The organism is Pseudomonas sp. CC120222-01a (genome assembly GCF_003097235.1).
Taxonomy (GTDB): Bacteria; Pseudomonadota; Gammaproteobacteria; order Pseudomonadales; family Pseudomonadaceae; genus Aquipseudomonas.
The window spans coordinates 77,498-102,308 of record NZ_QEQQ01000012.1; the positions used below are offsets into that span (position 1 = coordinate 77,498).

The following is a 24,811-nucleotide window of genomic DNA, read 5'->3' on the forward strand; positions in this document are numbered from 1 at the left end:
TTACAGGCTGAAATCACCCTCAGTCGCCAGCTCGCTCAGCGGCCGACGCGGGCTCGGCACTTCACGCGCCTGCAGCGCCTCGTCCAGGCTGGCCTTGTCGCCCAGCTTGCCGATCGCCACCATGGCATGCAGCTCATAGCCTTCCGGAATCTTCAGCTCCTGGCGTGCCAGTGCCTGGTCGAACCCGGCCATGCCGTGGGTGTGCCAGCCGCTGATACTGGCCTGCAGCGCCAGGTGGCCCCAGGCGGAACCGGTGTCGAAGGTGTGCCACAGCGCCGGCTTTTCTTCGCTGGCGCCAGGTGCTGCGAAGGTGGTCTTGGAAATGATCAGCACCAGCGCCGACGCCTGCTGTGCCCAGCTGCGGTTGAACGGCACCAGCAGGCTCAGGTAACGCTCCCAGCTCGGCGTATCGCGGCGCGCATACAGGAAGCGCCAAGGCTGCGAATTGTAGGCCGACGGCGCCCAGCGTGCCGCTTCGAGGAAGCTCAGCAGGGTCTCTTCGCTGATTGGTTCGGCGGTGAAGGCGCGTGGCGACCAGCGGTTGATGAACTGCTCGTTGATGGCGTAATCGGCAATGCGGGGGGTGGCGCTCATGGCTGCTCCTGCAAGTGGATGGCAAAGCACGCACGCTACTGCGTCCGCCTGGCACTGACAAGCGGTCTGGCGTTGCCGAAGGCCAGGCTCTAGACTGGCGCCGCCGCGCACCGCGGCCACCAAGATGACTGCAGGAAACCCGTGTGATGATCGCTGACAGCGCGCCGTTCTGGCGGCGCAAGACCCTCGAACAACTCAGCCCGCAAGAGTGGGAGTCGCTGTGTGACGGCTGTGGCCTGTGCTGCCTGCAAAAGCTCGAGGATGAAGACGACAACAGCGTCTATTACACGCGCATCGCCTGCAAGCTGCTCGACCTCGATACCTGCCAGTGCAGCGACTATCCCAATCGCTTCGCCCATGTGCCCGATTGCATCCAGCTCACCCCGGGCAAGGCCGACCAGTTCAAATGGCTGCCGAGCACCTGTGGTTACCGCCTGGTCAGCGAGGGCAAGGACCTGCCCGAGTGGCATCACCTAGTGTGCGGTGACCGCAAGCAGGTGCATGAACAGCGCATCTCGCAATCGGGGCGTATGCTCAGTGAACATGATGTGGACGAAGACGACTGGGAAGACCACCTGATTTTCCGCGCCAGCTGAACGGCGCACCCGTCGCCTCTGAGGAACAAGGAGTTTCGCTATGCGTTGCCAGCTGTTGTTGCTCCTGGGGCTTGTGGCCTGTTCGCCGGCCTGGGCAAAAAAAGTCGACCTCGATTACCAGGTGCGCTTGCTGCCTGCCAATGGCCAGGCCGAAGTGCGCCTGACCCTGGCCGAAGGCAGTGCCGTGCGCAGCCTGGATTTCGACCTGGGCAAGGCCGACACCTACAGTGGCTTCCAGGCCGATGGCCAGTGGCAGCAACAGGGCGAACGCGGCGTGTGGCACCCGGCGACGGGCAAGACCAGCCTCAGCTACCGGGTGAAGCTGGACCAGAAACTGCGCAGCGGCGCCTACTCCTCACGCATCACCCCGCATTGGGCGCTGTTCCTCGGCGATCAGCTGGTGCCGCCTGCGCGCCTCGACCAGCAGGACGGCACCGAGCTGGTGGCACGCCTGACGGTCGACTTGCCTGAAGGCTGGAAGAGCATCGAAACGTCCTGGCCACGCATCGGCAAGGACAAGTTCCGCATCGACAACGTGTCCCGCCTGTTCGACCGCCCGACCGGCTGGATGCTCGCGGGCGACCTTGGCAGCCGCCGCGCCCGCCTGGGTGAGACCGACGTGACCGTGGCCGCGCCGGTAGGGCAGGGCATGCGGCGGATGGACAGCCTGACCTTGCTGACCTTCGTCTGGCCGCAATTGCAGGCGGTGTTCCCGCGCAACCCGGCCAAGCTGCTGCTGGTGGGGGCCCGCGATGGCATGTGGCGCGGGGCGACGGTGGCGGAGAGTTCGATCTACCTGCACAGTAGCCGGCCGATGGTCAGCGAGAATGGCAGCAGCCCGCTGTTGCGCGAGCTGGTGCAGCTGTTTGCGCAGATTCGGGTGCGTGACAACAGCGACTGGCTGGGCCAGGGCTTGACCGAGTACTACGCCACCGAGCTGTTGCGCCGTGCCGGTGGCATCAGCGATGACCGTTACGAGGTATGGCAGGCGCGCTTGCAGAAGCAGGGCGGCCAGGTCACCCAGCTGCGTGCCGAGCACGCCAGCCCGGCGCAGGTGGCCCGCGGGGTGATGGTGTTGCAGGCGCTGGACAAGGAAATCCGCATCCATACCCAGGCTAAACGCTCGCTGGATGATGTGACCAGGGCGTTGATGCGCCTGCCCAGCGTGAGCACCGAAGAGTTCGTGCAGATCAGCGAGAACGTATTGGGGCGCCGGTCCGACGTGCTGCAAAGCAAAGCCCTGCGCTAGCCTGCACCGGCCTCTTCGCGGGCACGCCCGCTCCCACAGGTACCGCACAACTCTCAGGACCTGTGGTGATCCTGTGGGAGCGGGCGTGCCCGCGAAGAGGCCGGGACAGGCCAGCCCAAGACTCAGCCACCCGTCACTGTCACCCCCCGGGTAGCCGCCTCGGCACTGGCCTTGAGCACCTCCAGCTCCGCCGCACTGCGCTCGATATCCGAACGCAAGCGGTGATACTCCTTCCGATGCTTCTGCCACCAGGCCTTGGTCGAGCAGTGCCCGCTGAGCCCACGGGCCACCGCCAGGCCACCGACCACCATCTGCAACAGCCCGATCAGCCCGCCGTGGCGTAGCCCCTTGCTGAGCATCAGCGCCCCACCAGCCAGCGACCCTGCGCGTTCCAGGCCATGAACATTGTGCTCCCGCGACCCCGGAGCGTTATGGATATCGAGCATGGCTTGCCCTCCTTGTGGAATGTAAGCAGCTGACCTGCAGCTTGCCGCGAGCGTTCATTCGTTGTGCCGGGCGGTCGCGAAGGCTCTGCAATGGGCATTCCGTCCGTCTCAATGTCCGGTCTGGTCAACTGCCTGGCGGATAGGGGCAACTGACGCGGGCGCCCGCAGGATTAACTTGTCCCCGCGCGAAGCTCATCCACGCTGGGTTTCGACCCAGGAGCTTCACGTCCCCCTCCACAAAAGAACAAAAGCAGGGATCAGGATGACAATGACAAGCGCGATTGGCGCCGGCAATCAGCTGGCGCAAGGCTTCAAGCAACGCCATGTGACCATGCTCTCCATCGCCGGGGTGATCGGTGCCGGGCTGTTCATCGGCTCCGGGCACGCCATCGCCGCCGCAGGGCCTTCAGCCATCGTCGCCTACGCACTGGCCGGTGCGCTGGTGGTACTGGTGATGCGCATGCTCGGCGAAATGGCGGTCGCCAGCCCCGACACAGGCTCCTTCTCCACTTATGCCGACCGCGCCATCGGGCGCTGGGCCGGGTTCACCATCGGTTGGCTGTACTGGTGGTTCTGGGTACTGGTCATCCCCATCGAAGCCATCGCCGCCGGCGTGGTGCTCAACAACTGGTTCCCGCACATCGATGCCTGGTTTTTCGCCCTGAGCATGACCGTGTTGCTGACCGCCACCAACCTGTTCAGCGTGGCCAAGTACGGTGAATTCGAGTTCTGGTTCGCCATGCTCAAGGTCATCGCCATCGTCGCGTTCATCGCCCTGGGCGCCGCAGCATTGGCCGGGGTGTTGCCGGGCCGTGAAGTCAGTGGCCTGCCACGTCTGCTGGAGGAGCAGGGCGGGTTCATGCCCAACGGCTGGACGGCAATCATCGGCGCCTTGCTCACCACCATGTTCAGCTACCTGGGTACCGAAGCGGTGACCATCGCCGCGTCGGAATCCAAGGACCCGGCGCGCAACATCGCCAAGGCCACCCGCTCGGTGATCTGGCGCATCAGTGTGTTCTACCTGCTGTCGATCTTCGTGATCATCTCGGTGGTGCCGTGGAACGACCCGCTGCTGCCGGTGCAGGGCTCCTACCAGCGTGCGCTGGAAATCATGCACATCCCATATGCCAAGCTGCTGGTGGACATGGTGGTGCTGGTGGCGGTGGCCAGTTGCCTGAACTCGTCGATCTACATCTCTTCGCGCATGCTCTATTCGCTGAGCAAGCGCGGTGACGCACCGGGCTTCATTCAGCGCACTTCCCAAGTTGGCGTGCCCCGTGCGGCAGTGATCGGCAGCACGCTGATCGGCATGCTGGCGACCATCGTCAACTACTTCGCGCCAGCCGAGGTGTTTGCCTTCCTGCTGGCCAGCTCCGGCTCGATCGCCTTGCTGGTGTACCTGGCCATCGCCTTCTCGCAGCTGCGCATGCGCGCCATCCTGCAGCGGCAGAACGTCGAGATCGCCTTCAAGATGTGGCTGTATCCGTGGCTGACCTATGCGGTGATCGGCTTCATCGTGTTCGCGCTGGGCACCATGTTCGTGATGCCGCAACACCGGATGGAGGTGTCACTGACCCTGGCCTTGGCGCTGGTGATCCTGGTGCTGGGCGTGATTACCAGCAAGCGGCATGAGCGGCGAGAGGCGTTGGCTGCGGCCTGATTCGGAGTGAAGCGAACAAAGCCATCTGCCTGCAGATGGCTTTTTTGTTTGTGCCGGCCTCTTCGCGGGCAAGCCCGCTCCCACAGATACAGTACAGTCCTCCCGAGCTGCGCGGTCCCTGTGGGAGCGGGCTTGCCCGCGAAAGGGCCGGCACATTTTGCACATTTGTCTGATCTGGATAATTACCTGTCCGGTTTGGCAATGCAGCCTCGAGGGTGTTTAATCTCACCTCTGGAAAGCCCTCAAACCCCTTGAAACACGGGCTCTGAGAGATTTCACCGTTCATCGAAAATGCTGTAGACACATTGTCTAACAGTGCCATATAGTCGTTATACAAATAGTAGACATCGCTCTATGACAACAAAGAAGGCCGCCATGAAAGCCACCGTCCAACCACTCGCTGCAGAAGTGCCGCAGGACCGCAAAGCCGTCCTTGCCGAAGCGCTGCGCCGCCGGATCCTCAGCATGGAACTGGCCCCGGGCGCCGTGGTGGACGAACTGGCGTTGTGCGACGAGTTCGGCCTGTCGCGCCCCCCGGTCCGTGAGCTGCTGCGCCAGATCGCCGCCGAAGGCTACATCGAGCTGGAAGCCAACCGCGCACCTCGCGTCGCCGCCATGAACCACGAGTCGCTGCACAGCTTCTACGTTGCCGCGCCGCTTATCTACGTTGCCACCACCCAGCTGGCCGCCACCTACGCCAGTGCTGATGAAATCGAAGTGCTCAAGGCCATCCAGGCCAAGTTCCGCCAGGCCATCGAAGAGCGCGACGTGGAAAACCGCGTGCTCTACAACGACGCCTTCCACCTGGAAATCGGCAAGATGGCGCACAACGATTACCTGATGCCAAGCCTGCGCCGCCTGCTCATCGACCATACCCGCCTGGGCAAGATTTTCTACCGCCATCCGACTACCGACGACATGCAGCGGGACCTCGAGATCGCCTGTGAGCAGCACGAACAGATCATCGAGGCCATCGAGCGCCGTGATGCGCCAACCGCTGGCCAGCTGGCCCGCGAGCATATGGAGCTGTCGCGTCGGCGCATGGCCGAATACGCAGCACCGCAAGGGCTGGATGTACCGATTCAGATATGAATTACCCGGTCGTCGCCACCCGCGCTGACCACCCGTCGAAACAAGAACCAGGTTAGTGACATGACAAGAATAAGTTCGTTACCTGCCGATGATGCCACCTGTGGCTGGTATCACCTGAGCAAACCTCGCACGCCAAGGCCGGCCCACAGTGGCCACAGCCAGGCGCGCTGGGTGGTGGTCGGCGCCGGCTTCACCGGCCTGGCCGCTGCGCGGCAGCTGGCAACGAACTTCCCTGACGACGAGATCGTACTGATCGAGGCCCAGGAGGTCGGTTTCGGCACCTCCGGGCGCAACGCCGGTTTCGCCATCGACCTGCCGCACGACATCGGCGCCGAGGACTACATCGGCGACATCGACATTGCCAAGACCATCCTCAAGCTCAACCTGGGTGGCCAGTCGTACCTCAAGGAACTGATCGAGCGCTATGACATCGAGTGCCAGTTCCGCCATTGCGGCAAGTACCAAGCCGCCATCGAAGACCGTGGCATCGCTGTGCTGGATGCCTACCGCCGTGGCCTGGACAAGCTCGGCCAGCCTTACGAAGTGATTGAAGGGCGCGACCTGCCCGAGCACATCGGCACCCACTTCTACCGCAAGGGCCTGTTCACCCCGGGCACGGCACTGCTGCAGCCTTCGGCGCTGGTCAAAGGCCTGGCCGACAGCCTGCCAAGCAACGTTTCCCTCTACGAGCACACACCGATCACCGACGTCGAGTACGGCGACAAGGTCGTGCTGCGCCACGCCAATGGCTCGATCACGGCCGACAAGCTGGTGCTCACCACCAACGCCTTCGGCATGAGCTTCGGCTTCCTCAAGGGCCGCATGCTGCCGGTGTTCACCTACGGCAGCATCACCCGCCCGCTGACCGAGGACGAACAGGCACGCCTGGGTGGCAAGCCCTTCTGGGGCGTGATCCCGGCCGACCCATTCGGCACCACCATGCGCCGTACCGTCGACAACCGCCTGCTGATCCGCAACAGCTTCAGCTACAACCCGGACGGGCGCAGCAACCGCAAATACCTGGAGCGCTTCGTCGAGCGTCACCGCGAATCCTTTGCCCGGCGCTTCCCGATGTTGCCCGGCGTGAACTTCGAATATACCTGGGGCGGTGCACTGGCCTTGTCGCGCAACCACATGGGCTTCTTCGGCAAGTTGGCGCCGAATGTGGTGGGCGCATTGTGCTGCAACGGCCTGGGCGTTACCCGTGGCACCGTCACCGGCAAGTTGCTGGCCGACTGGCTGGCGGGTGACAAGAACGAACTGATCGAGTTTCTGCTCAATGCCCCCGGGCCTTGTGCGAACCCGCCGCAGCCCTTGGTTTCCTTGGGCTTGAACGCCAACCTGATGTGGGGGCAGTTCCGCGCTGGCAAGGAAAGCTGACCGTTCTTTGAAGTAGACAGCAAGCAACTTGATGCCGGTGGTTATTTGCCGGCACGGGCGCCCTTTGCCCGAATTTGATGATCGAGATGCGTAGTCCGGTCACCCGGGGCTGAATGTGGTTTTCAGTTTCGCGGATGCGCTCGCCTTGAATATGTGCAAGCAAGAAGTGGTAGGAACTAACAATGACAAGTCCGAATCATTCGATTGAAGAAGTACCGATCAACAACTTCCACCAGTTGCTGACCTTGCGTTCCGGTGGCGGTTCGTTCGTCGATGGCTACGTGCTGAGCATCATCGGCGTGGCCATGGTGCAGATGTCCGCCGGCCTCAACCTGACCAGTTTCTGGCAGGGCATGATCGCCGCCTCGGCATTGATCGGCATCTTCTTCGGTGGCTTCTTTGGCGGCTGGCTGACCGACCGCCTGGGCCGCAAACGGGTGTTCTTCGTCGGCCCGGTCCTGTTCATGCTGGCTTCGGTCGCGCAGTTCTGGGTGGAGTCGGCGCTGGCCTTGTTCCTGTTGCGCTTCGTCATCGGCATCGCGGTGGGCATCGAATACCCGGTGGCGACTTCGCTGTTGGTGGAGTTCCTGCCCAAGAAGAACCGCGGCCCACGCCTGGCCACCCTGACCGTGCTGTGGTTCGCCGGCGCCGCCACGGCCTACATGGCCGGTGAAGCGATCCTGCGCCACGGTGGCGACGATGCCTGGAGGCTGGTGCTGGCCAGTGCCGCAGTGATTGGCGCACTGCTGTTCGCCATCCGCCTGGGCACCCCGGAATCGCCACGCTGGCTGATCAGCAAGGGCCGTTCGGCCGAGGCCGAGCAGGTGATCAAGCAAGTCTACGGCAACGGTTTCAGCCTGAAGAACCTGCCCGAGGAACCCAAGACCCGCAAGCTGTCGTTCCTCAGCCTGCTGCACTCCGGCTACGGCAAACGCATGCTGTTCGTCACCATGTTCTGGACCTGCTCGGTGATCCCGGTGTTCGCCGTCTACGCTTTCGCTCCGAAAGTACTCGGTGCGTTGAACCTGAAAGGGGACTGGGCGGCGATCGGCTCGGTGGCCATCACCTGCCTGTTCGTGGTCGGCTGCATCATCGGCACTCGCCTGCTGAACACCCTCGGCCGGCGCACCACGCTGCTGCACAGCTTCTTCTGGTCGGGGCTGGCACTGCTCGGCCTGGGGGCCTTCAGCAACGGCAACGAGATGCTCATCCTCGTGCTGTTCGGCGCCTACGCCTTGTTCATCGGCGGTGCCCAGGTGCTGCAGCTGGTCTACCCGAACGAACTGTTCCCCACCGAAATTCGCGCTGGCGCCGTGGGCGTAGGCACCTCGATGTCGCGGATCGGCGCCGCCGTCGGCACCTGGCTGGTGCCTATCGCCCTGGACAGCTATGGCATCGGCGCAACCATGTATGCCGCTGCCGCGGTGACGTTCGTCGGCCTGGCCTTCTCGGTTGCCCTGGCCCCGGAAACCCGTTCGCTGAACCTGCAACAGGCCGCTTCGCTGGGCTGAATTGACTGACAACCCGCCACGGCGTCGATCCGTCGTGGCCTTTACAACACTGATCAACGCACTGGAGAACCTACCGTGAAATTCGAAGGCATCTACACCCCGGCAATCACTCCGCTGGCTGCGGACGGCTCGATCGACAAGGCGGCGTTCGCCGAAGTGCTCGAATACCTGGTCGAGTCGAAGATCCATGGCGTCATCATCGGCGGCTCCACCGGCGAGTACTACGCCCACACCACCCAGGAGCGCATCGAGCTGGCCGCCCAGGCCAAGGACGTGCTCAACGGCCGCCTGCCACTGATCGTCGGCACCGGTGGCATCCGCACCGAAGACGCCGTGGCCTTCGCCCAGCACGCCAAGGAAATCAAGGCTGACGCGCTGCTGGTCGGCACCCCGCCGTACGCGCTGCCGACCCAGCAGGAAATCGCCCTGCACGTCAAAGCGGTCGACGCCGCCGCCGGCCTGCCGATCATGCTCTACAACTACCCAGGCCGCATGAGCGTGAGCATGGGTGAGGAGTTCTTCGACGCCGTGGCCGACGTGAAGAACATCGTCGCCATCAAGGAAAGCTCCGGTGACATGGCCCAGCTGCACCGCCTGGCCATCAAGCGCCCGAACATCCAGCTGTCGTGCGGCTGGGACGACCAGGCCCTGGAATTCTTCGCCTGGGGCGCCAAGAGCTGGGTCTGCGCCGGCTCCAACTTCATCCCGCGCGAGCACGTGGCCCTGTACGAGGCCTGCGTGATCGAGAAGGACTTCGACAAGGGCCGCAAGATCATGGCCGCCATGATGCCGCTGATGGACTTCCTCGAAGGTGGCAAGTTCGTCCAGGCGATCAAGAACGGCGTTGCCCTGAACGGCCTGAAGACTGGCGGCGTGCGCAAGCCACTGTACGACCTGGATGACGCCGAGAAGGCCGAACTCAAGCGCGTGGTCAGCGAACTGAAGGCCACCATCGCCCAGATCAAATAAGGAGGCTGGAAAAATGGCTGAATTGCTGAGCAAGGAACAATACGCGGCCATCGCCGCCGACCTGCAGCTGCGCACCAAGGCGTTCATCGACGGTGAATTCCGCGATGCCATCTCCGGTCGCACCTTCGTCACCACCAACCCGGCCACCGGCAAGCAGCTGGCTGAGGTCGCCGCCTGCGACGTCAACGACGTCAACGTTGCGGTGGCGGCGGCCAAGCGCGTGTTCGAAGAGGGCACCTGGTCGAAGATGCAGCCGAACGACCGCAAGCACGTGCTGCAGAAGTTCGCCCAGCTGCTGGAAGACAACGCCCACGAGCTGGCGGTGCTGGAAGCGCTGGACAGCGGCAAGCCGGTCAGCGAGTGCCAGACCGTCGACGTGCCGGAAACCATCCACACCATCCGCTGGCACGCCGAGCTGATCGACAAGATCTACGACGCCACCGCCCCGACCGGCAATGCCGCCGTGACCATGGTAGTGCGTGAAGCCATTGGCGTGGTTGGCCTGGTACTGCCGTGGAACTTCCCGCTGCTGATGCTGGCCTGGAAGATCGCCCCGTCGCTGGCCGCCGGTTGCTCGATCGTGGTCAAACCGGCCAAGGAAACCACCCTCAGCGCCCTGCGCGTGGCCGAACTGGCCCATGAGGCGGGCATTCCTGCAGGCGTGTTCAACCTGGTACCTGGCGGTGGCCGTGAAGTCGGCGAAGCCATTGGCCGCCACATGGACATCCCGATGGTCAGCTTCACAGGTTCCACCGATACCGGTCGCCTGTTCCTGAAATACGCTGCCGAGTCCAACCTCAAACGCATCGTCCTGGAGCTGGGTGGCAAGAACCCGGCCGTGGTCATGAACGACTGCGAAGACCTCGACGAAGTGGCCCAGTTCGTCACCGCCGGTGCGTTCTGGAACATGGGTGAGAACTGCTCGGCGTCCTCGCGCCTGATCGTCCACAAGGACGTCAAGGACGAGCTGCTGGGCCTGATCGCCAAGCACTTGAAGGACTGGAAGCTGGGCGACCCGCTCGACCCGGACAACCGCCTGGGCGCCATGGTCAGCAAGTCGCACTTCGAAAAGGTGAAGTCGTACCTGGAATACGCTGCCGAGCAGAAACTCAGCATCGTTCAGGGTGGCGAGACCGAGGAAGGCGTGTTCGTGCAGCCGACCATCGTCGACAACGTTGGCCGCGACAACAAGCTGTTCGTCGAGGAAATCTTTGGCCCGGTGCTGAGCGTGACCAGCTTCGAGACCATTGACGAGGCGATCGAGCTGGCCAACGACACCGTCTACGGTCTGGCTGCCTCGGCCTACACCGGCAGCCTGCGCAACGCGCTGCGCCTGTCGCGTGAAATCCGCGCGGGCGTGGTGACGGTCAACTGCTTCGGCGAGGGTGATGTGACCACGCCGTTCGGTGGCTACAAGGAGTCTGGCTTTGGTGGGCGCGACAAGTCCATCTGGGCCCACGATCAGTATACGGAGCTGAAGACCATCTGGATCAACGCTTCGTGATCTGAGCAAGACCGGTGCTGTTCTGACGGAGCTCAGCACCTGGCCGCCCTTGCAGTTTTACTGCATGGGCGGCTTTTTTATTTGTCTTTTATTTGAACTTGGGCCCAGAGCGGGTATTCAGCCCCTTGGCCATGCGGTCATACAGCACCACATTCACCGTCGCCGCCAGGTTCATGCAGCCTTCGGTGGGGATGTAGATAGTCTCTTCACACCAGCCCCGCACTTCCTCGCTCAACGAGCCATCCTCAGGCCCGAAGATATAGATCGCCCGGTCCGGGTGGGTGTATTCAGGCAGCGGCCGTGCGCCGTCAACCAGCTCCACCGCTACTGGCGTGCAACCCAGGGGAATGATGCGTTGCAGGTCGTCGATGCCGATCAGCGGAATGTCGTAGTGCACCCGCTTGGTGTCGGTGACGAAGTCACGCGCGCGTTCATAGCGCTTGCCGGTGTAGAACACCGAGTTGACGCCGTAGCAACCCGCTGCGCGCATCACCGAACCGACGTTCTCCGCAGACTTGGGGTTGAACAGGCCGATGCAGCTGTACCGTTTGTTTGCCACGTGCCGGGGCCTTTCGCGAAAAAAAGAGCGCGATTATACGGGCTTGCCGGCGACGAGGGGGATAGTGCTGACGGTCAGTCCTTTTTCAGCATGCCCGCCAGCCCGGCGAACGGGTTGTGGGTAGCCTTGGCGATGCTCGGGGTGCTGGTGGAGCCTTCGCTGAAGTACTGCTGGTCGGTGTAGCGCGAGTGCTCGTTGTCGTGGCAGTACAGGCACAGCAGCTCCCAGTTGGAGCCGTCCTGCGGGTTGTTGTCGTGGTTGTGATCACGGTGGTGCACGGTCAGCTCGCTCAGGCGCTTGCCGGCGAACTCGCGGGCACAGCGGCCGCACACGTGCGGGTACATTTTCAGGGCCTTGTCGCGGTAGCCCATCTCCTTGTCGCGCTTGGCGTCGGCGAGGATGCGATCGAGGCGGGCGGTGGCGGCGGAGGTGGAAGCCGAACTCATGGTGTTTCCTTTGTTCTGATCAGGCAGATGACGGTTATGCCATTGAGTCTAGCGCGCTTGCAGGGCAGGCGGACAGGCGAAAACTCGAATATCGGCGTAGCCTGTAGAGAGGTTCCCGACAGGAGGTTGCTGATGTTCCACGCGATCCTCGCTGCGCTGCTTGTCGCCGCCATGCCCCTGGCTGAAGCGGCAGGCACGCCACCACGGCTGAACACCCCGGTACCCGGTGCGCCGGGCACGCCGACGCCCACGCCTTACCCGCAGATCACCCCGAGCACGCCGCCCAAGGCCTACGACAGCACTCCGGGCGCGCCGCTGCTGCCGCCGATGCCGGTACCGGGGCCGCCCAAGGACCAGGACTTGCCCGGCCTGCACCAGGAACCGGTAAAACCGCCTGCGCAGGATGATTGACTGAAAGTAATGGATTGGCTGCACGATCCTGGGGCTGCTTTGCAGCCCTTTCGCGACGCAAGGCCGCTCCCACAGTTTCAGCGCAGTATTCAGGGCATGTGCAGTACCTGTGGGAGCGGCCTTGCGTCGCGAAAGGGGCGCAACGCGCCCCCGGCATTTTCAAGCAATACCCAACTCGCCGAAGACAAACGCATATTCCAGCGCCACATCGCGCAGCCCCTGGTACCGCCCGCTCATCCCGCCATGCCCGGCACCCATCTCGGTCTTGAGCAGCAGCAGGTTGTCGTCGGTCTTGCGCGTGCGCAAACGGGCGACCCACTTGGCGGCTTCCCAGTACTGCACGCGGCTGTCGTTGTAGCCGGCCACCACCAGCATGGCCGGGTAGGCCTGGGCGCTGACATTCTCATAGGGCGCATAGGCCTTGATGCGCGCGTACACCTCGGGCTCCTCGGGGTTGCCCCATTCGTCGTACTCGGTGACGGTCAACGGCAGCTCGGGGTCGAGCATGGTATTGAGCACGTCGACGAACGGTACCTCGGCAATGGCACAGCGGAACAGCTCAGGGCGCAGGTTGAGCACCGCGCCCATCAGTAGGCCACCGGCGCTGCCGCCGCTGATGGCCAGGCGCTCTGGCGCGGTCACGCCCTCGGCGATCAGGTGTTCGGCGCAGGCGATGAAGTCGCTGAAGGTGTTGTGCTTGTGTTCCTGTTTACCGGCGCGGTACCAGGCTTCACCCAGCTCGCCGCCGCCGCGCACGTGGGCGATGGCAAAGGCCACGCCGCGTTGCAGCAGGCTCAGGCGGGCGTGGGAGAACCACGGGTCGAGGCTTTCGCCGTAGGCGCCGTAGCCATACAGGTAGAGCGGCACGGTCTTGCCCAGGTCTTGGCGGCGGCGCACCAGGCTGATCGGTACCTGGGTGCCGTCTGGCGCGGTGGCCCACAGGCGCTGGCTGACGTAGTCGTCGGCATCGAACTGGCCGAGCACCGGCGTCTGCTTGAGCACTTCCTGGGCGCCCGTGGCCAGCTCCAGCTGGCGCACCTGGGCCGGGCGGTTGAGCGCCTCATAGCGCAGGCGCACGCGGCGGCTGGCGAACTCCAGGCTGTCCTGCACGTACAGGCTGTAGGCCGCATCGGGCAATTCGACTCGGTAGGGGGCCAGGCCCTGCGGGCGCACTTCGATGATTGGCAGGCCGCCTTCACGCAGGCTCAGGGTCAGCGCGTCGGCATTCAGGCTCAGGCCTTCGAGCATGATGTCGTCGCGGTGCGGCACCAGCACCTGCCACTGGTCGCGGCTGGGCACCGGGGTGGCCGGGGCATGGCAGAGAGCGAAGTTGATGCCGTCCTGATTGGTGCGGATGAACCAGCGCCACTGGCCGTCGAGCTGGCCGTGGTCGGGGAAGTACTCGTGGCCCTCGACCCGTGGCGCCAGGCAGGTGAATGGCGCCTGTGGTGTTTCGGCGTCGAGTACCCAGGCCTCGCTAGTGGTCTTGCTGTTGAGCAGCAGCACCAGCTGGCGCTCGGAGCTGGTGCGGTAGCAGTGCAGGAAGAAGCGGCCGTCGGGCTCTTCGAACACTGTGGTCGCGTCGGTCTCGCCAAGGGTGTGACGGCGCAGGCGCCAGGGGCGGTGGGTGTCGTCCAGCTCGGCGAAGAACAGCGTCTGGCTGTCGTTTGCCCAGGTCATGCTGCCGTCGCAGTCGTCGAAGGGCAGGGCGGTCAGGTTGCCGCTGGTCAGGTCCTTGACGTACAGGCTGTAGATTTCGTCGCCGCTGGTATCGAGGCTGTAGGCCAGCAGGTGGTGGTCCGGGCTGACACTGAACGCGCCCAGCGAGAGGAAGCCGCCGTTGGCCAGGGCGTTGGGGTCGAGCAGCAGTTGCTCCTGGCTTTCATCGACTGTGTTGGAATCGTCCGCCGGGCGTGGGCAGCGGTAGTGGCGCGGGTATTCGTCGCCCGCGGTGGTGCGTGTGTAGTAAAGGTACGGGCCCCAGGGCGAGGGCAGCGACAGGTCGGTTTCGAGGATGCGGCCCTTGATCTCTTCGAACAACTGCTCGCGCAGCGGTGCCTGGTCGGCCAGGCAGGCTTCCTGATAGGCGTTTTCCGCTTGCAGGTAATCGAGCACTTCCTGGGTGTCGCGCTGTTGCAGCCAGGCGTAGGGATCAGTGGCCTGGTCCTGGCGGGCAATGGGGGGCTGAGGCTTGGTTGGCATCGGGGATCTCTTGACCGGGACAGGGAGACGCTGTCTGCGCCCTGAAAAGTGTTTATCATAGGCATCTCTTTGCCTGGCTTGCACGAACACCATGATCGAGAACGACTACACCTTCGCCTGGGGCCTCTACGCTGTCGCCGCCCTGGGCTGCCTGCTGGTGGGCTTCAAACTCACCGGCTGGATGTGGCGCTGGCTGCGTGAACCGCTGCGGGTGATCCTGGCGGTGCTGCTGCTGACCCCGACCATCGTCGACCCGGTCAAGGACAGCTTTGCCCCGGCGATTGCCATCACCGCCCTGGACCTTGCGTTCAAGGTCGGCAACAACGCCTGGCGGGCGATTTCCGATTTCGCCATGTACGGCATGATCGCCTTCGCCTTGTACATCGTCTTCGTGCTGATCCGCTGGCCGCTGGAAAAGCGCGCCCGCGAGCGCCGCGCGCAGGCTGAAGCCGCCGCCCAGCGCCGTGCCGCCGAGGACACTGCAGTCACGGCTGGTGCGCCAATGGCCGCCGAGCGCCATGACCGTTACCGCGACGACCCGCCACCGGCCGCACCGAGCGGTGGCCGCGGCCGGGTCGAGCCACGCCTGTAAGCGGAGACACCCCCATGTGCGAACTGCTGGGCATGAGTGCCAACGTCCCCACCGACATCGTCTTCAGTTTCACCGGCCTGATGCAGCGCGGCGGGCGTACCGGCCCGCACCGCGACGGCTGGGGCATCGGCTTCTACGAAGGGCGCGGCCTGCGCCTGTTCCAGGACCCGGCCGCGAGCAGTGAATCGGAAGTCGCCAACCTGGTGCAGCGCTACCCGATCAAGAGCGAAGTGGTGATCGGCCATATCCGCCAGGCCAACGTCGGCCGGGTGTGCCTGTCCAACACCCACCCGTTCGTCCGCGAAATGTGGGGCCGCAACTGGTGCTTCGCGCACAACGGCCAGCTCGGCGAGTTCAAGGGCGAAGCGACCTTCTATCGCCCGGTGGGCGATACCGACAGCGAAGCAGCCTTCTGCGACCTGCTCAACCGCATCCGTGCGGCTTTCCCTGAACCGGTCGAAGTGGAACAGCTGCTGCCGGTGCTGGTCGAAGCCTGTGCCGAGTATCGCAGCAAGGGCGTGTTCAACTGCCTGCTCAGCGACGGCGACTGGCTGTTCTGCTTCTGCTCGACCAAGCTGGTACACATTACCCGGCGTGCGCCGTTTGGTGCCGCCCGCTTGAAGGATGTCGACCTGATCGTCGATTTTCATACCGAAACCACGCCCAACGACGTGGTCACGGTGATCGCCACCGAGGCCTTGACCGAGAACGAGACCTGGCGGCGCTACGAACCCGGCCAATGGGGCCTGTGGCGGCACGGCGAGTGCGTTGTGCAAGGCCAGAGCTAAGGACGCTGCATGTTCAGAAGTTACCTGCGGTTGCTGCTGTTCACCTTCGGCCTGCTGGCCGGTATCCAGGTGCCTGGGCTGGTCAAGGACTACAGCCAGCGGGCCGAGGCGCACCTGTTCGAATCGCGCCAGGCGCTGGATGGCTTCAAGCAGACTGCCGAGCGCTTCTTCAACGGTGATCTGCAGGCCTTGGTGCGGCATTACCGGACCAGTGACGACCCGGTGTTCCTCAGTGATGCCAACAGCATCGAAAGCCTGCTGATTCGTAATCAGCTGCTGGAAGACGAATGGCAGGCGCTGCAAGGGTCGTGGCTGAGCCGCACCTGGCATGTGCTGGTGCAGCCGGAGCCGCAGCTGCGCGAAGAGACGCTCAAGGGGTACAGCTACCAGATTTTGCTGGTGCCCGAGGCGATTGGCTGGGGCGTCGGGGCCGGGTTTGTGCTGGCCTTTGTGGTCGAGAGCCTGCTGCTGGGGATTGGCTGGGTGATCCTTGGCGGGCGGCGCGGGGCGGTGAAAGAGAGCTGGCGCTGATTTTTTGTTGCTTGTACCGGCCTCTTCGCGGGCATGCCCGCTCCCACAGGGATATCGCCGCCTTTGAGCCCTGTGCAGTACCTGTGGGAGCGGGCGAGCCCGCGAAGAGGCCGGTGCAGGCAGTACAAAGCTGTCAGACCAGCACAATCCGCTGCCCACCCACATCCCGGGCATACCGCTCCAGCACCTGCCGGCACACGCCGACCACCTCATCCACCAACGCCACCCCGGTCTGCCACGCCACCACCAACTCCAGGCTCGGCGGTGGCTGTAGGCCTTCCAGCAGCACCAGCTCACCCCGGCTCAACTCCGCATCCACCAAGGCCGGTGGCAAGGCGCCAACCCCGAAGCCATCGCGCAGCAAGCGGGTGATAGCCGCCACCGAGTTCACGCAGTTCAACCGCGGTGTCTCGGCCCCGGCACCCTGCAGCAGGCTGAGCACCTCCTGGTGCGGCCGTGAGTTCTTCGAGAAGGTGACAATCCGCTCGCGGCCCAGCTCGGCCAATGAAGCGAAGTCGCGGTGGTACACCGAGCCTGCCGCCACCACCCAACCCATGGGGTAGCGCGCCAGGTCCTGGCTGCGGATCGATTGTTCGCGCAACAGGTCGGTCTGCAGGATCACGTCGAGAAACCCCTTCTGCAGCTGCTCGCGCAGGTTCAGCGCGGTGTCGGCGACCAGTTCGATCTCCACCTGCGGGTAACGCTCGGTCAGTTCCGCCACCAGCGCGCTCATCCAGGTGTGGATCACCGTGTCCATTACCCCGACGCGAATGCGCCCGACCTTGGCCCGGTCGCTGTCTAGCGACTGCTTCATGGCCTTGGCCGTGTCGAGCATGCGCTCGGCATACTCCAGCACCTTGCTGCCTTCCGGCGTCAGGCTGACACCCCTGGAGTCGCGCAGCAGCAGTTTCACCCCGAGGTCGGCCTCCAGCGCGGCAATGCGGCTGGACACCGAGGCCTGTGTGGTGAACAGCTTCTCGGCGGTAAGGCGGAAGCTCTTGAGGCGGGCGACCCAGACAAAGGTTTCGAGGAAGCGAAGGTTCATGATCAGTTTTTCTTGTTCCAGACCGGCGGTTTTTCTCGTTGGACGCAGGCAGCACGGCCTCTGAACATGACGCCCAGGCCGCGACGCTCGACGTCGCCCATAAAACAATACCAACAAGCCGAGGCAAGCATGAACCCAAGCGGCGTGCAGCAGCAGGTGCAATCCCCCCCTTCGACCGGCCCGTTCGCCTGGTACCGCGACATCGACCAACAACAACGGCGCACATTCTGGAGCTGCAAGATCGGCTATGGCCTGGACGGCATGGACACGCAGATGCTCAGCTTCGTCATCCCGACGCTGATCATGCTGTGGGGCATCAGCACTGCAGAAGCCGGGCTGATCCACACCAGCACCCTGATCGCCTCGGCCGTCGGTGGCTGGGTCGCGGGCATTCTCTCTGACCGCATTGGCCGCGTGCGCACCTTGCAGCTGACGGTACTGTGGTTCGCCTTCTTCACCTTCCTCTGCGGTTTCGCCCAGAACTACGAGCAGCTGCTGATCGCCCGCACCTTGATGGGCTTCGGTTTCGGTGGCGAGTGGACCGCCGGCGCCGTGCTGATCGGCGAGGTGATCCGGGCCCAGGACCGCGGCAAGGCGGTGGGCATGGTGCAGTCGGGTTGGGCCATTGGCTGGGGGCTGACGGCGATCCTGTATGCGCTGCTGTTCTCCTGGCTGCCAGCGGAACAGGCCTGGCGCGCGCTGTTCCTGCTGGGCCTGGTGCCGGCGATCTTCGTGATCTTCGTCCGCCGACTGGTCAAGGACCCGGAGGTGTATCGTCAGGCCAAGGCTGGGGAAACCGCCGAAGCGCCGTCGCATTTCTACGAAATCTTCGCCCCCGGCATGCTCTGGACCACCGTACGCGCCTCGCTGCTGACCACCGGCGCGCTGGGTGGCTACTACGCCATCACTTCGTGGCTGCCGACTTTCCTCAAGAACGAGCGCGGCCTGAGCGTGCTGGGCACGGGCGGCTACCTGGCCATGGTGATTGTCGGGTCCTACATCGGTTATGTGGTCAGCGCGTACCTGTCCGACCTGCTGGGGCGCAAGAAGAACTTCATCCTGTTCGCCGTGGGTTCGTTCATCATCGTGCTGCTGTATACGCAGATGCCAGTCAGCGACGGCGTGATGCTGTGGCTGGGCTTCCCGCTGGGCTTCTTCGCCTCGGGCATCTTCAGCGGCATGGGCGCGTTCCTGACCGAACTGTTCCCGACCCGGGTGCGTGGTTCGGGGCAGGGCTTCTGCTACAACATCGGCAAGGTCATCGCCGCCTTGTTCCCGCTGCTGATCGGCCTGCTTGGCGAGAAGATCCCCCTGGGCCTGGGCATCGGCGTGTTCTCTGCGGTGTCTTATGGCGTGGTGATCGTGGCAGCGCTGAGCTTGCCGGAAACACGCGGCAAACAACTTCAGGCGCGCTAAGGTAGGCCTATGAACATCGACACGGGAGCACGTCAGGTGAAACCCCTGCTACTCAATTGCGACATGGGCGAGAGTTACGGCAGCTGGCGCATGGGCCTGGATGCCGAGGTGATGCCCTACATCGACTGCGCCAACATCGCCTGCGGCTACCACGCCGGCGACCCGAGCATCATGCGCCGCACCGTGGCCATGGCGCTGGAGCACGGCGTGACCATCGGCGCGCACCCGGCCTATCCGGACCTGGTCGGCTTCGGCCGCCGCTCCATGGCCTGCAGCCCTGAAGAAATCCGCGACCTGCTGCATTACCAGATCGGTGCCCTGGACGGCATCTGCAAGGTGCTCGGCGGCCGCGTGGCCTATGTGAAGCCCCATGGCGCACTGTACAACGACATGATGGCCGACCCGCTCAAGCTGCGCACCGTGCTGGAAGCCGTGGCGGCCTATGGCAATGGCCTGCCGCTGATGCTCATGGCCACCGCCGACAACCGCGCGGCCCAGGCCCTGGGTGATGAAATCGGCGTGCCGCTGTGGTTCGAAGCCTTCGCCGACCGCGCCTACACCGCCAGCGGCCACCTGGTCTCGCGGCGCCTGCCGGGCGCGGTGCACCATGACCCGGCGCTGGTGGTGGAGCAGGCCCTGCGCCTGGCCCGCGGTGAAACCCTGGTGGCGGATGATGGCAGCGCGTTGCAGCTGGCCGCCAGCACCCTCTGCGTGCATGGCGACAACGACAGTTCGGTGGCGGCCGTGCGGCAGATCCGCCAGGCCCTCGATGCGCTGGAGGCGCGATGAAGCTGCGTATCGAAGTCGTGGCCATCGACAGCCTGATGGTGCGCTTGTTCGACCATATCGACGAAGCCAACATGCCGTGGATGCTCGCCGCCAGCCAGCGCCTGAGCGCGGCGCTCGGCGAGCACTTGGTCGATCTGGTGCCTTCCTACACCACGCTGATGGTGCAGTTCGATCTGCCACCGGGCGAGGCGCGGGCGCTGATCACCCAGGCGCTGGAAGGCTTGCAGCCGGACACCGGTAGCGCTGGCCGGCGCCATGAAATCCCGGTGTGGTACCACGCCAGCGTCGGCCCGGAATTGCCTGTGCTGGCAGCGCGCAGCGGGCTGAGCGAAGCCGAGGTGATCCGCCTGCATAGCGAACGCGAGTACCCGGTATTCGCCCTGGGCTTCGCCCCCGGTTTCGGCTTCATGGGGCTGGTCGACGAACGCCTGGCCAGCCCGCGCCTGAGCACCCCGCGCAAGCGCGTGGCAGCGGGCAGCGTTGGCATCGCCGAGCGCCAGACTGCGGCTTACCCCGCCGTGTCGCCGGGTGGCTGGAACCTGATCGGGCGCACGCCTGTGCGGCTATTCGACCGCGAACGCGATGGCTACAGCCTGCTGCAGCCGGCGGACCGGGTGCGCTTCGTGGCGATATCGCGTGAGGAATTCCTGGCCCTGGGCGGCGATGTGGAGGCGCAAGGATGAAGCAGTTGAAGATCGAGGCCAGTACTGCGCTATGCCAGTTGCAGGACGCCGGGCGCTTTGGCGTGCGGCACCTGGGCGTGACCCAGGGCGGGGCGCTGGACTGGGTGGCGATGCACTGGGCCAACTGGCTGCTGGGTAACTCGCTGGGGGCGCCGGTGGTCGAGGTGGCGCTGGGTGGTTTTGCGTTGGTGGCCGAGCAGGATTGCGTGCTGGCGCTGGCCGGGTCCGACCTGGAGGCACAGGTGGATGATCAACCGTTGCTACCGTGGCGCAGCTTCGTTCTGGTTAAAGGGCAGCGCTTGACCCTGAAGCAGCCAAAGCAGGGTGTGCGGGCGTATCTGGCAGCTCCGGGCGGGTTTGTCGGCGAGGATGTGCTGGGCAGCTGTGCCACGGTCGTGCGCGAGGAACTGGGAGGGATCGATGGGCGAGGGGCAGCGCTGGGGAAGGGGCAGATGCTCTCCTTTGCCGGTGGTTCGCCGGCCTTGCGCGAAGTCCCGGTAGCGATGCGCCCGAGTTATGCGGTCAAGCCGGTGCTCGACCTGGTCATGGGCGCGCAGATTGGCGACTTCAGCGGGACCAGCCTGTTCGAGGCGTTCAACCGTGACTGGACGCTGGACAGCCGGGCCGACCGCATGGGTATCCGTTTGCTTGGGCCGGAGCTGGTCTATCAGGGCGCGCCGATGATTTCCGAAGGGATTCCGCTGGGGGCAGTGCAGGTGCCGCCGGACGGGCAGCCGATCGTGCTGCTCAATGACCGGCAGACCATTGGTGGCTATCCGCGGCTGGGGGCGTTGACGCCATTGGCGTTGGCGCAGTTGGCGCAGTGCATGCCGGGGGCGGTGGTGCGGTTCAGGGCCGTTGTGCAGGAAGAGGCCTGGCGGGAGCAGCAGGTTTTCCTGGGCCGTTGGTTGTAAGGCTGCTGGCCCTTTCGCGGGCACGCCCGCTCCCACAGGAGATAGTGGTAGCTCAAGCAAACGCTATCCCTGTGGGAGCGGGCATGCCCGCGAAAGGGCCGGTCCAGGCTCCATCACTTGGACAGGTAACGCATCCCTTCTTCCAGCCCCTGCAAGGTCAGTGGATACATCTTGTCCTCGATCAGATCCCGCACCAGGTGGGTCGACGCGGTGTAGTCCCAGGCCTGTTTGGGATACGGATTGATCCAGATGATCTTCCTGAATTTCTCCTTGAAGCGCTGCATCCACACATACCCGGCCTCTTCGTTCCAGTGCTCGACACTCCCCCCCGGCTGGGTGATCTCGTACGGCGCCATGGCCGCATCGCCGACGAACACCACCTTGTAGTCGTCGCCGTACTTGTGCAACAGGTCGAACGTGGAGAAGCGCTCCGAGGTGCGGCGCAAGTTGTTCTTCCACACCGACTCGTACACGAAGTTGTGGAAGTAGTAGTACTCAAGGTGCTTGAACTCGGTCTTGCAGGCCGAGAACAGCTCTTCGCAGACCTTGACGTGGGCGTCCATCGAGCCGCCGATGTCGAACAGCAACAGCAGCTTCACCGTGTTGCGTCGCTCCGGGCGCATCTGGATGTTCAGCAGCCCGGCGTCACGCGCGGTGTGGTCGATGGTGCCGTCGATGTCGAGCTCTTCGGCGGCGCCTTCACGGGCGAACTTGCGCAGCCGGCGCAGGGCCAGCTTGATGTTGCGCGTGCCCAGTTCGACCTGGTCGTCGAGGTTCTTGTATTCGCGCTGGTCCCAGACTTTTACCGCCTTGCCCTGGCGCTTCCCGGCTTCGCCGACGCGGATGCCTTCAGGGTTGAAGCCGCCCGAGCCGAACGGGCTGGTGCCGCCGGTACCGATCCACTTGTTGCCACCGGCGTGGCGCTCCTTCTGCTCTTCGAGGCGCTTCTTGAACTCCTCGATGAGTTTGTCCAGGCCGCCCAGCGACTGGATCTGTGCGCGTTCCTCGTCGGTGAGCGAGCGTTCGAATTCCTTGCGCAGCCATTCATCGGGGATCAGCGCCTCGATATGCTGGTCGAGGTTTTCCAGGCCCTTGAAGTAGGCGGCGAACGCACGGTCGAACTTGTCGAAGTGGCGCTCGTCCTTCACCAGGATGGCGCGGGCGAGGTAGTAAAAGGCGTCCATGTCGGCAAACACCACGCCTTTTTGCAGGGCGTGGTGCAGGTCGAGCAGTTCGCGCACCGAAACCGGCACCTTGGCCGCGCGCATTTCATTGAACAGGTTGAGCAGCATGGCCCGGCTCCTGTCAGCGGTTGCCGCGCCGGCTCATGAAGGCCAGGCGTTCGAGCAGCTGCACGTCCTGCTCGTTCTTCACCAGGGCACCTGCCAGCGGCGGAATGGCCTTGGTCGGGTCGCGTTCGCGCAGCACGGCTTCGCCGATGTTGTCGGCCATCAGCAGCTTGAGCCAGTCGACCAGCTCGGAGGTGGACGGCTTTTTCTTCAGGCCCGGTACTTTGCGCACGTCGAAGAACACGTCCAGCGCCTCGCTGACCAGCGACTGGCTGATATTCGGGTAGTGCACGTCGACGATCTGCTGCAGGGTGCTGCGGTCAGGGAAGGCGATGTAGTGGAAGAAGCAGCGGCGCAGGAAGGCGTCGGGCAGCTCTTTTTCGTTGTTGGAGGTAATGATGATGATCGGGCGCTGCCTGGCCTTGATGGTCTCGTCGATTTCGTAGACGTAGAACTCCATCTTGTCGAGTTCCTGCAGCAGGTCGTTGGGGAACTCGATGTCGGCCTTGTCGATCTCGTCGATCAGCAGGATCACCCGCTCATCGGCTTCGAAGGCTTCCCACAGCTTGCCTTTCTTCAGGTAGTTGCGCACGTCGTGGACCTTGTCCACGCCCAGCTGCGAATCGCGCAGGCGGCTGACCGCGTCGTACTCGTAGAGGCCCTGGTGGGCCTTGGTGGTGGACTTGATGTGCCAGGTGATCAGGCGTGCGCCGAACGAGGCCGCGAGCTGCTCGGCGAGCATGGTCTTGCCGGTGCCGGGCTCGCCCTTGACTAGCAGCGGGCGTTCGAGGGTGATGGCCGCGTTGACCGCCAGCTTCAGGTCGTCTGTGGCGACGTAGTCGCGGGTGCCTTCGAACTTCATGGGTCTGTCCTCTGCGGGGTGCCTATAGTTTGCCAACGACTATAACGCGGGCCCAGGCAGCTGGAAACGCAGACCGGGTATTCAGTCCCTGAATGGCCCGTCACGCAGGCTCAGTCGGAACTGGGCGGGGACTGCTCATAACGTGCATTGAACGCCTGGATGAAGCCATTGCGCAGGATCTGCAGGAACGCCTCGAAAGCACTGATGTTCTGCTGGTGCACGCTCCCGTTCAGATCGACCCGGGTAGCAAACTGGTTTTTCGGCTGGTTCTTCAGCACCGTCTCACTGGCACCCACCAGCGCCTCCCAGATCGAGCGGAAAATGCCCTTGTTCTTGTTCTCCACGTCCTGCTGCCAGTCGAACACATCGACATCGCGCAACAACGGCTTGATGTAGCCGTGCAGCCGGCCCTGTTCGGCCTGGGCCTCGATCACCAGGTCGCCGTGCCCGGCATTGAAGTCGAACTTGCCGTAGGCGCTGGAAAAGTCGTTGAGCCTGCGCAGTTCGATGCCGGTGGCGCGCAGGCGGAATTCGAAGTCGTCGAAATCACTGAACGGGTCGAAGGTGGCGCGGCTTTCGACCTTGGCATCGCCCAGCAGCAGGGCAGTGGCGTCGAAGCTGGCATCGCGGTGGCCCTTTTGGTCGCGCACATTGGTCAGGTTGCGAATGTCCGCATCGAGTTGCGTGGCTTTGAGGTCGACCGGTGGCTTGGAGTTGAAGTTGCGGAAGGTGAGGGTACCGTTTTCGATATGCACTTCGTTGAGGGTGATGGGCAGCAGCTTTTCCAGCTGCTGGCGCCAGTCGGTGCCCCGGCCGGTCTGCGAGGCCTGCTTGCTGCCGCCGTCAACGAAGTTGAGCTCGGGGCGCAGGAAGCTCACCTTGGCCACCACGGCCTTGTCGTAGATCAGCGAATGCCAGCTCACCGACAGGTCGATCAGCGGCGCATCCAGCAATGGCACCGGGACCTTGCCGGAGGTCTTGACGATCTTCAGCCCGTTGATCTGGTAGGCGCCACGCCACCAGGCCAGGTCAACGTCGGCCACCTGGCCGCGGTACTCACCCATATGGGCAAGCTTGTCGTTCAGGTAGTCGCGCATCAGATAGGGCAGGGCCACCTGCAGGGCCACCAGCAGCACGATCAGGCTGGCCAGACCAATCATCGGCCAGCGGTAGCGAGCTTTCATCGCAAGGCTCTCCGCAGCGGGTTGCACGGTTGACCGCAGGCAAAGCCCGGGAGTTCGAACAGGCTTTACTGGCCACCGGGGCGGGCTTACCCTTTAAGT

The 24,811-nt window shown here is 64.1% G+C and carries 25 protein-coding genes; 16 read left to right on the plus strand and 9 right to left on the minus strand.

The genetic code is table 11. The features are described from left to right. Entirely contained in the window at nucleotides 1–594 is a 594-nt protein-coding gene (locus N430_RS16630) for a nitroreductase family protein (protein ID WP_110637105.1), read from the minus strand. A 146-nt stretch (nucleotides 595–740) separates the two neighbouring features. Between N430_RS16630 and N430_RS16635 the strand changes: the two genes are divergently transcribed. After that, nucleotides 741–1,190, plus strand: coding sequence for a YcgN family cysteine cluster protein (locus N430_RS16635; protein ID WP_060510309.1), 450 nt, complete (start codon nucleotides 741–743; stop codon nucleotides 1,188–1,190). Nucleotides 1,191–1,230: 40 nt separating this feature from the next. Beyond that, complete coding sequence (locus N430_RS16640) at nucleotides 1,231–2,439, plus strand: hypothetical protein (RefSeq protein ID WP_110637102.1); 1,209 nt, start codon at nucleotides 1,231–1,233, stop codon at nucleotides 2,437–2,439. A gap of 122 nt (nucleotides 2,440–2,561) precedes the next feature. Here the strand turns inward: N430_RS16640 and N430_RS16650 are convergent, their stop codons facing one another. Further along, nucleotides 2,562–2,885 carry a DUF2892 domain-containing protein gene (locus N430_RS16650; protein ID WP_110637099.1) on the minus strand — a complete coding sequence of 108 codons (324 nt, stop codon included), beginning with the start codon at nucleotides 2,883–2,885 and terminating at the stop codon, nucleotides 2,562–2,564. Between the two features lie 262 nt (nucleotides 2,886–3,147). On the opposite strand from N430_RS16650, the gene gabP reads away from it, so the two are divergent. The 6 genes from gabP to N430_RS16685 all read left to right on the plus strand — a co-directional run bounded on the left by gabP (nucleotide 3,148) and on the right by N430_RS16685 (nucleotide 11,001). Beyond that, complete coding sequence (gene gabP, locus N430_RS16655; protein WP_110637097.1) at nucleotides 3,148–4,545, plus strand: GABA permease; 1,398 nt, start codon at nucleotides 3,148–3,150, stop codon at nucleotides 4,543–4,545. A 375-nt stretch (nucleotides 4,546–4,920) separates the two neighbouring features. Further along, nucleotides 4,921–5,637 carry a GntR family transcriptional regulator gene (locus N430_RS16665; RefSeq protein WP_110637095.1) on the plus strand — a complete coding sequence of 239 codons (717 nt, stop codon included), beginning with the start codon at nucleotides 4,921–4,923 and terminating at the stop codon, nucleotides 5,635–5,637. 60 nt (nucleotides 5,638–5,697) lie between these two features. Then, nucleotides 5,698–7,017, plus strand: coding sequence for an FAD-binding oxidoreductase (locus N430_RS16670; RefSeq protein ID WP_110637093.1), 1,320 nt, complete (start codon nucleotides 5,698–5,700; stop codon nucleotides 7,015–7,017). Nucleotides 7,018–7,199: 182 nt separating this feature from the next. Beyond that, complete coding sequence (locus N430_RS16675) at nucleotides 7,200–8,528, plus strand: MFS transporter (RefSeq protein ID WP_110637090.1); 1,329 nt, start codon at nucleotides 7,200–7,202, stop codon at nucleotides 8,526–8,528. A 75-nt stretch (nucleotides 8,529–8,603) separates the two neighbouring features. Beyond that, nucleotides 8,604–9,497, plus strand: coding sequence for a dihydrodipicolinate synthase family protein (locus tag N430_RS16680; protein WP_116583646.1), 894 nt, complete (start codon nucleotides 8,604–8,606; stop codon nucleotides 9,495–9,497). A gap of 13 nt (nucleotides 9,498–9,510) precedes the next feature. Continuing rightward, nucleotides 9,511–11,001, plus strand: a complete 1,491-nt coding sequence (locus tag N430_RS16685; RefSeq protein WP_110637084.1) for an aldehyde dehydrogenase — start codon at nucleotides 9,511–9,513, stop codon at nucleotides 10,999–11,001. Nucleotides 11,002–11,089: 88 nt separating this feature from the next. Here N430_RS16685 and N430_RS16690 read toward each other — a convergent pair whose 3' ends face one another. Then, entirely contained in the window at nucleotides 11,090–11,560 is a 471-nt protein-coding gene (locus N430_RS16690; protein WP_079229290.1) for an RNA methyltransferase, read from the minus strand. A gap of 74 nt (nucleotides 11,561–11,634) precedes the next feature. Beyond that, nucleotides 11,635–12,006 carry a YajD family HNH nuclease gene (locus N430_RS16695; RefSeq protein WP_060510327.1) on the minus strand — a complete coding sequence of 124 codons (372 nt, stop codon included), beginning with the start codon at nucleotides 12,004–12,006 and terminating at the stop codon, nucleotides 11,635–11,637. A gap of 132 nt (nucleotides 12,007–12,138) precedes the next feature. Here N430_RS16695 and N430_RS16700 point away from each other — a divergent pair, with 132 nt between their 5' ends. Further along, nucleotides 12,139–12,417: a hypothetical protein gene (locus N430_RS16700; protein ID WP_110637081.1), complete on the plus strand. Its 279-nt coding sequence runs from the start codon at nucleotides 12,139–12,141 to the stop codon at nucleotides 12,415–12,417. A gap of 159 nt (nucleotides 12,418–12,576) precedes the next feature. Here N430_RS16700 and N430_RS16705 read toward each other — a convergent pair whose 3' ends face one another. Next, the gene (locus N430_RS16705; RefSeq protein WP_110637079.1) at nucleotides 12,577–14,619 is read right to left on the minus strand and encodes a S9 family peptidase; all 2,043 of its coding nucleotides are present in this window, start codon (nucleotides 14,617–14,619) and stop codon (nucleotides 12,577–12,579) included. Nucleotides 14,620–14,710: 91 nt separating this feature from the next. Between N430_RS16705 and N430_RS16710 the strand changes: the two genes are divergently transcribed. The 3 genes from N430_RS16710 to N430_RS16720 are packed head-to-tail and all read left to right on the plus strand — an operon-like array spanning nucleotide 14,711 to nucleotide 16,530. Next, nucleotides 14,711–15,211 (plus strand): MFS transporter, encoded by a 501-nt coding sequence (locus tag N430_RS16710; protein WP_110637076.1) that lies wholly within the window; start codon nucleotides 14,711–14,713, stop codon nucleotides 15,209–15,211. 14 nt (nucleotides 15,212–15,225) lie between these two features. After that, nucleotides 15,226–15,999: a class II glutamine amidotransferase gene (locus tag N430_RS16715; RefSeq protein ID WP_110637073.1), complete on the plus strand. Its 774-nt coding sequence runs from the start codon at nucleotides 15,226–15,228 to the stop codon at nucleotides 15,997–15,999. Nucleotides 16,000–16,008: 9 nt separating this feature from the next. After that, a complete protein-coding gene (locus N430_RS16720) occupies nucleotides 16,009–16,530 on the plus strand; it encodes a DUF2937 family protein (RefSeq protein ID WP_110637070.1) in 522 nt (173 codons plus the stop codon). Between the two features lie 133 nt (nucleotides 16,531–16,663). Here N430_RS16720 and N430_RS16725 read toward each other — a convergent pair whose 3' ends face one another. Further along, nucleotides 16,664–17,575, minus strand: a complete 912-nt coding sequence (locus tag N430_RS16725) for a LysR family transcriptional regulator (protein ID WP_110637068.1) — start codon at nucleotides 17,573–17,575, stop codon at nucleotides 16,664–16,666. Between the two features lie 129 nt (nucleotides 17,576–17,704). Between N430_RS16725 and N430_RS16730 the strand changes: the two genes are divergently transcribed. Genes N430_RS16730 through N430_RS16745 form a run of 4 tightly spaced genes read left to right on the plus strand, consistent with a single transcriptional unit; the run spans nucleotide 17,705 to nucleotide 21,377 of the window. After that, nucleotides 17,705–18,991, plus strand: a complete 1,287-nt coding sequence (locus N430_RS16730; protein ID WP_110637065.1) for an MFS transporter — start codon at nucleotides 17,705–17,707, stop codon at nucleotides 18,989–18,991. Between the two features lie 9 nt (nucleotides 18,992–19,000). After that, nucleotides 19,001–19,780, plus strand: coding sequence for a 5-oxoprolinase subunit PxpA (locus N430_RS16735; RefSeq protein ID WP_110637062.1), 780 nt, complete (start codon nucleotides 19,001–19,003; stop codon nucleotides 19,778–19,780). Next, nucleotides 19,777–20,463, plus strand: coding sequence for a 5-oxoprolinase subunit PxpB (gene pxpB / locus N430_RS16740; RefSeq protein WP_110637060.1), 687 nt, complete (start codon nucleotides 19,777–19,779; stop codon nucleotides 20,461–20,463). The genes N430_RS16735 and pxpB overlap by 4 nt, the downstream gene beginning before the upstream one ends. Next, nucleotides 20,460–21,377, plus strand: a complete 918-nt coding sequence (locus N430_RS16745) for a biotin-dependent carboxyltransferase family protein (RefSeq protein ID WP_110637057.1) — start codon at nucleotides 20,460–20,462, stop codon at nucleotides 21,375–21,377. The genes pxpB and N430_RS16745 overlap by 4 nt, the downstream gene beginning before the upstream one ends. Before the next feature lie 113 nt (nucleotides 21,378–21,490). Here the strand turns inward: N430_RS16745 and N430_RS16750 are convergent, their stop codons facing one another. The 3 genes from N430_RS16750 to N430_RS16760 all read right to left on the minus strand — a co-directional run bounded on the left by N430_RS16750 (nucleotide 21,491) and on the right by N430_RS16760 (nucleotide 24,712). Then, nucleotides 21,491–22,669, minus strand: coding sequence for a VWA domain-containing protein (locus N430_RS16750; protein ID WP_110637054.1), 1,179 nt, complete (start codon nucleotides 22,667–22,669; stop codon nucleotides 21,491–21,493). A 13-nt stretch (nucleotides 22,670–22,682) separates the two neighbouring features. Beyond that, on the minus strand, nucleotides 22,683–23,528 hold the full coding sequence (locus N430_RS16755) for a MoxR family ATPase (RefSeq protein WP_060510353.1): 846 nt from the start codon (nucleotides 23,526–23,528) through the stop codon (nucleotides 22,683–22,685). A gap of 110 nt (nucleotides 23,529–23,638) precedes the next feature. Further along, on the minus strand, nucleotides 23,639–24,712 hold the full coding sequence (locus N430_RS16760) for a DUF748 domain-containing protein (protein ID WP_110637051.1): 1,074 nt from the start codon (nucleotides 24,710–24,712) through the stop codon (nucleotides 23,639–23,641). Nucleotides 24,713–24,811: the final 99 nt, after the last annotated feature.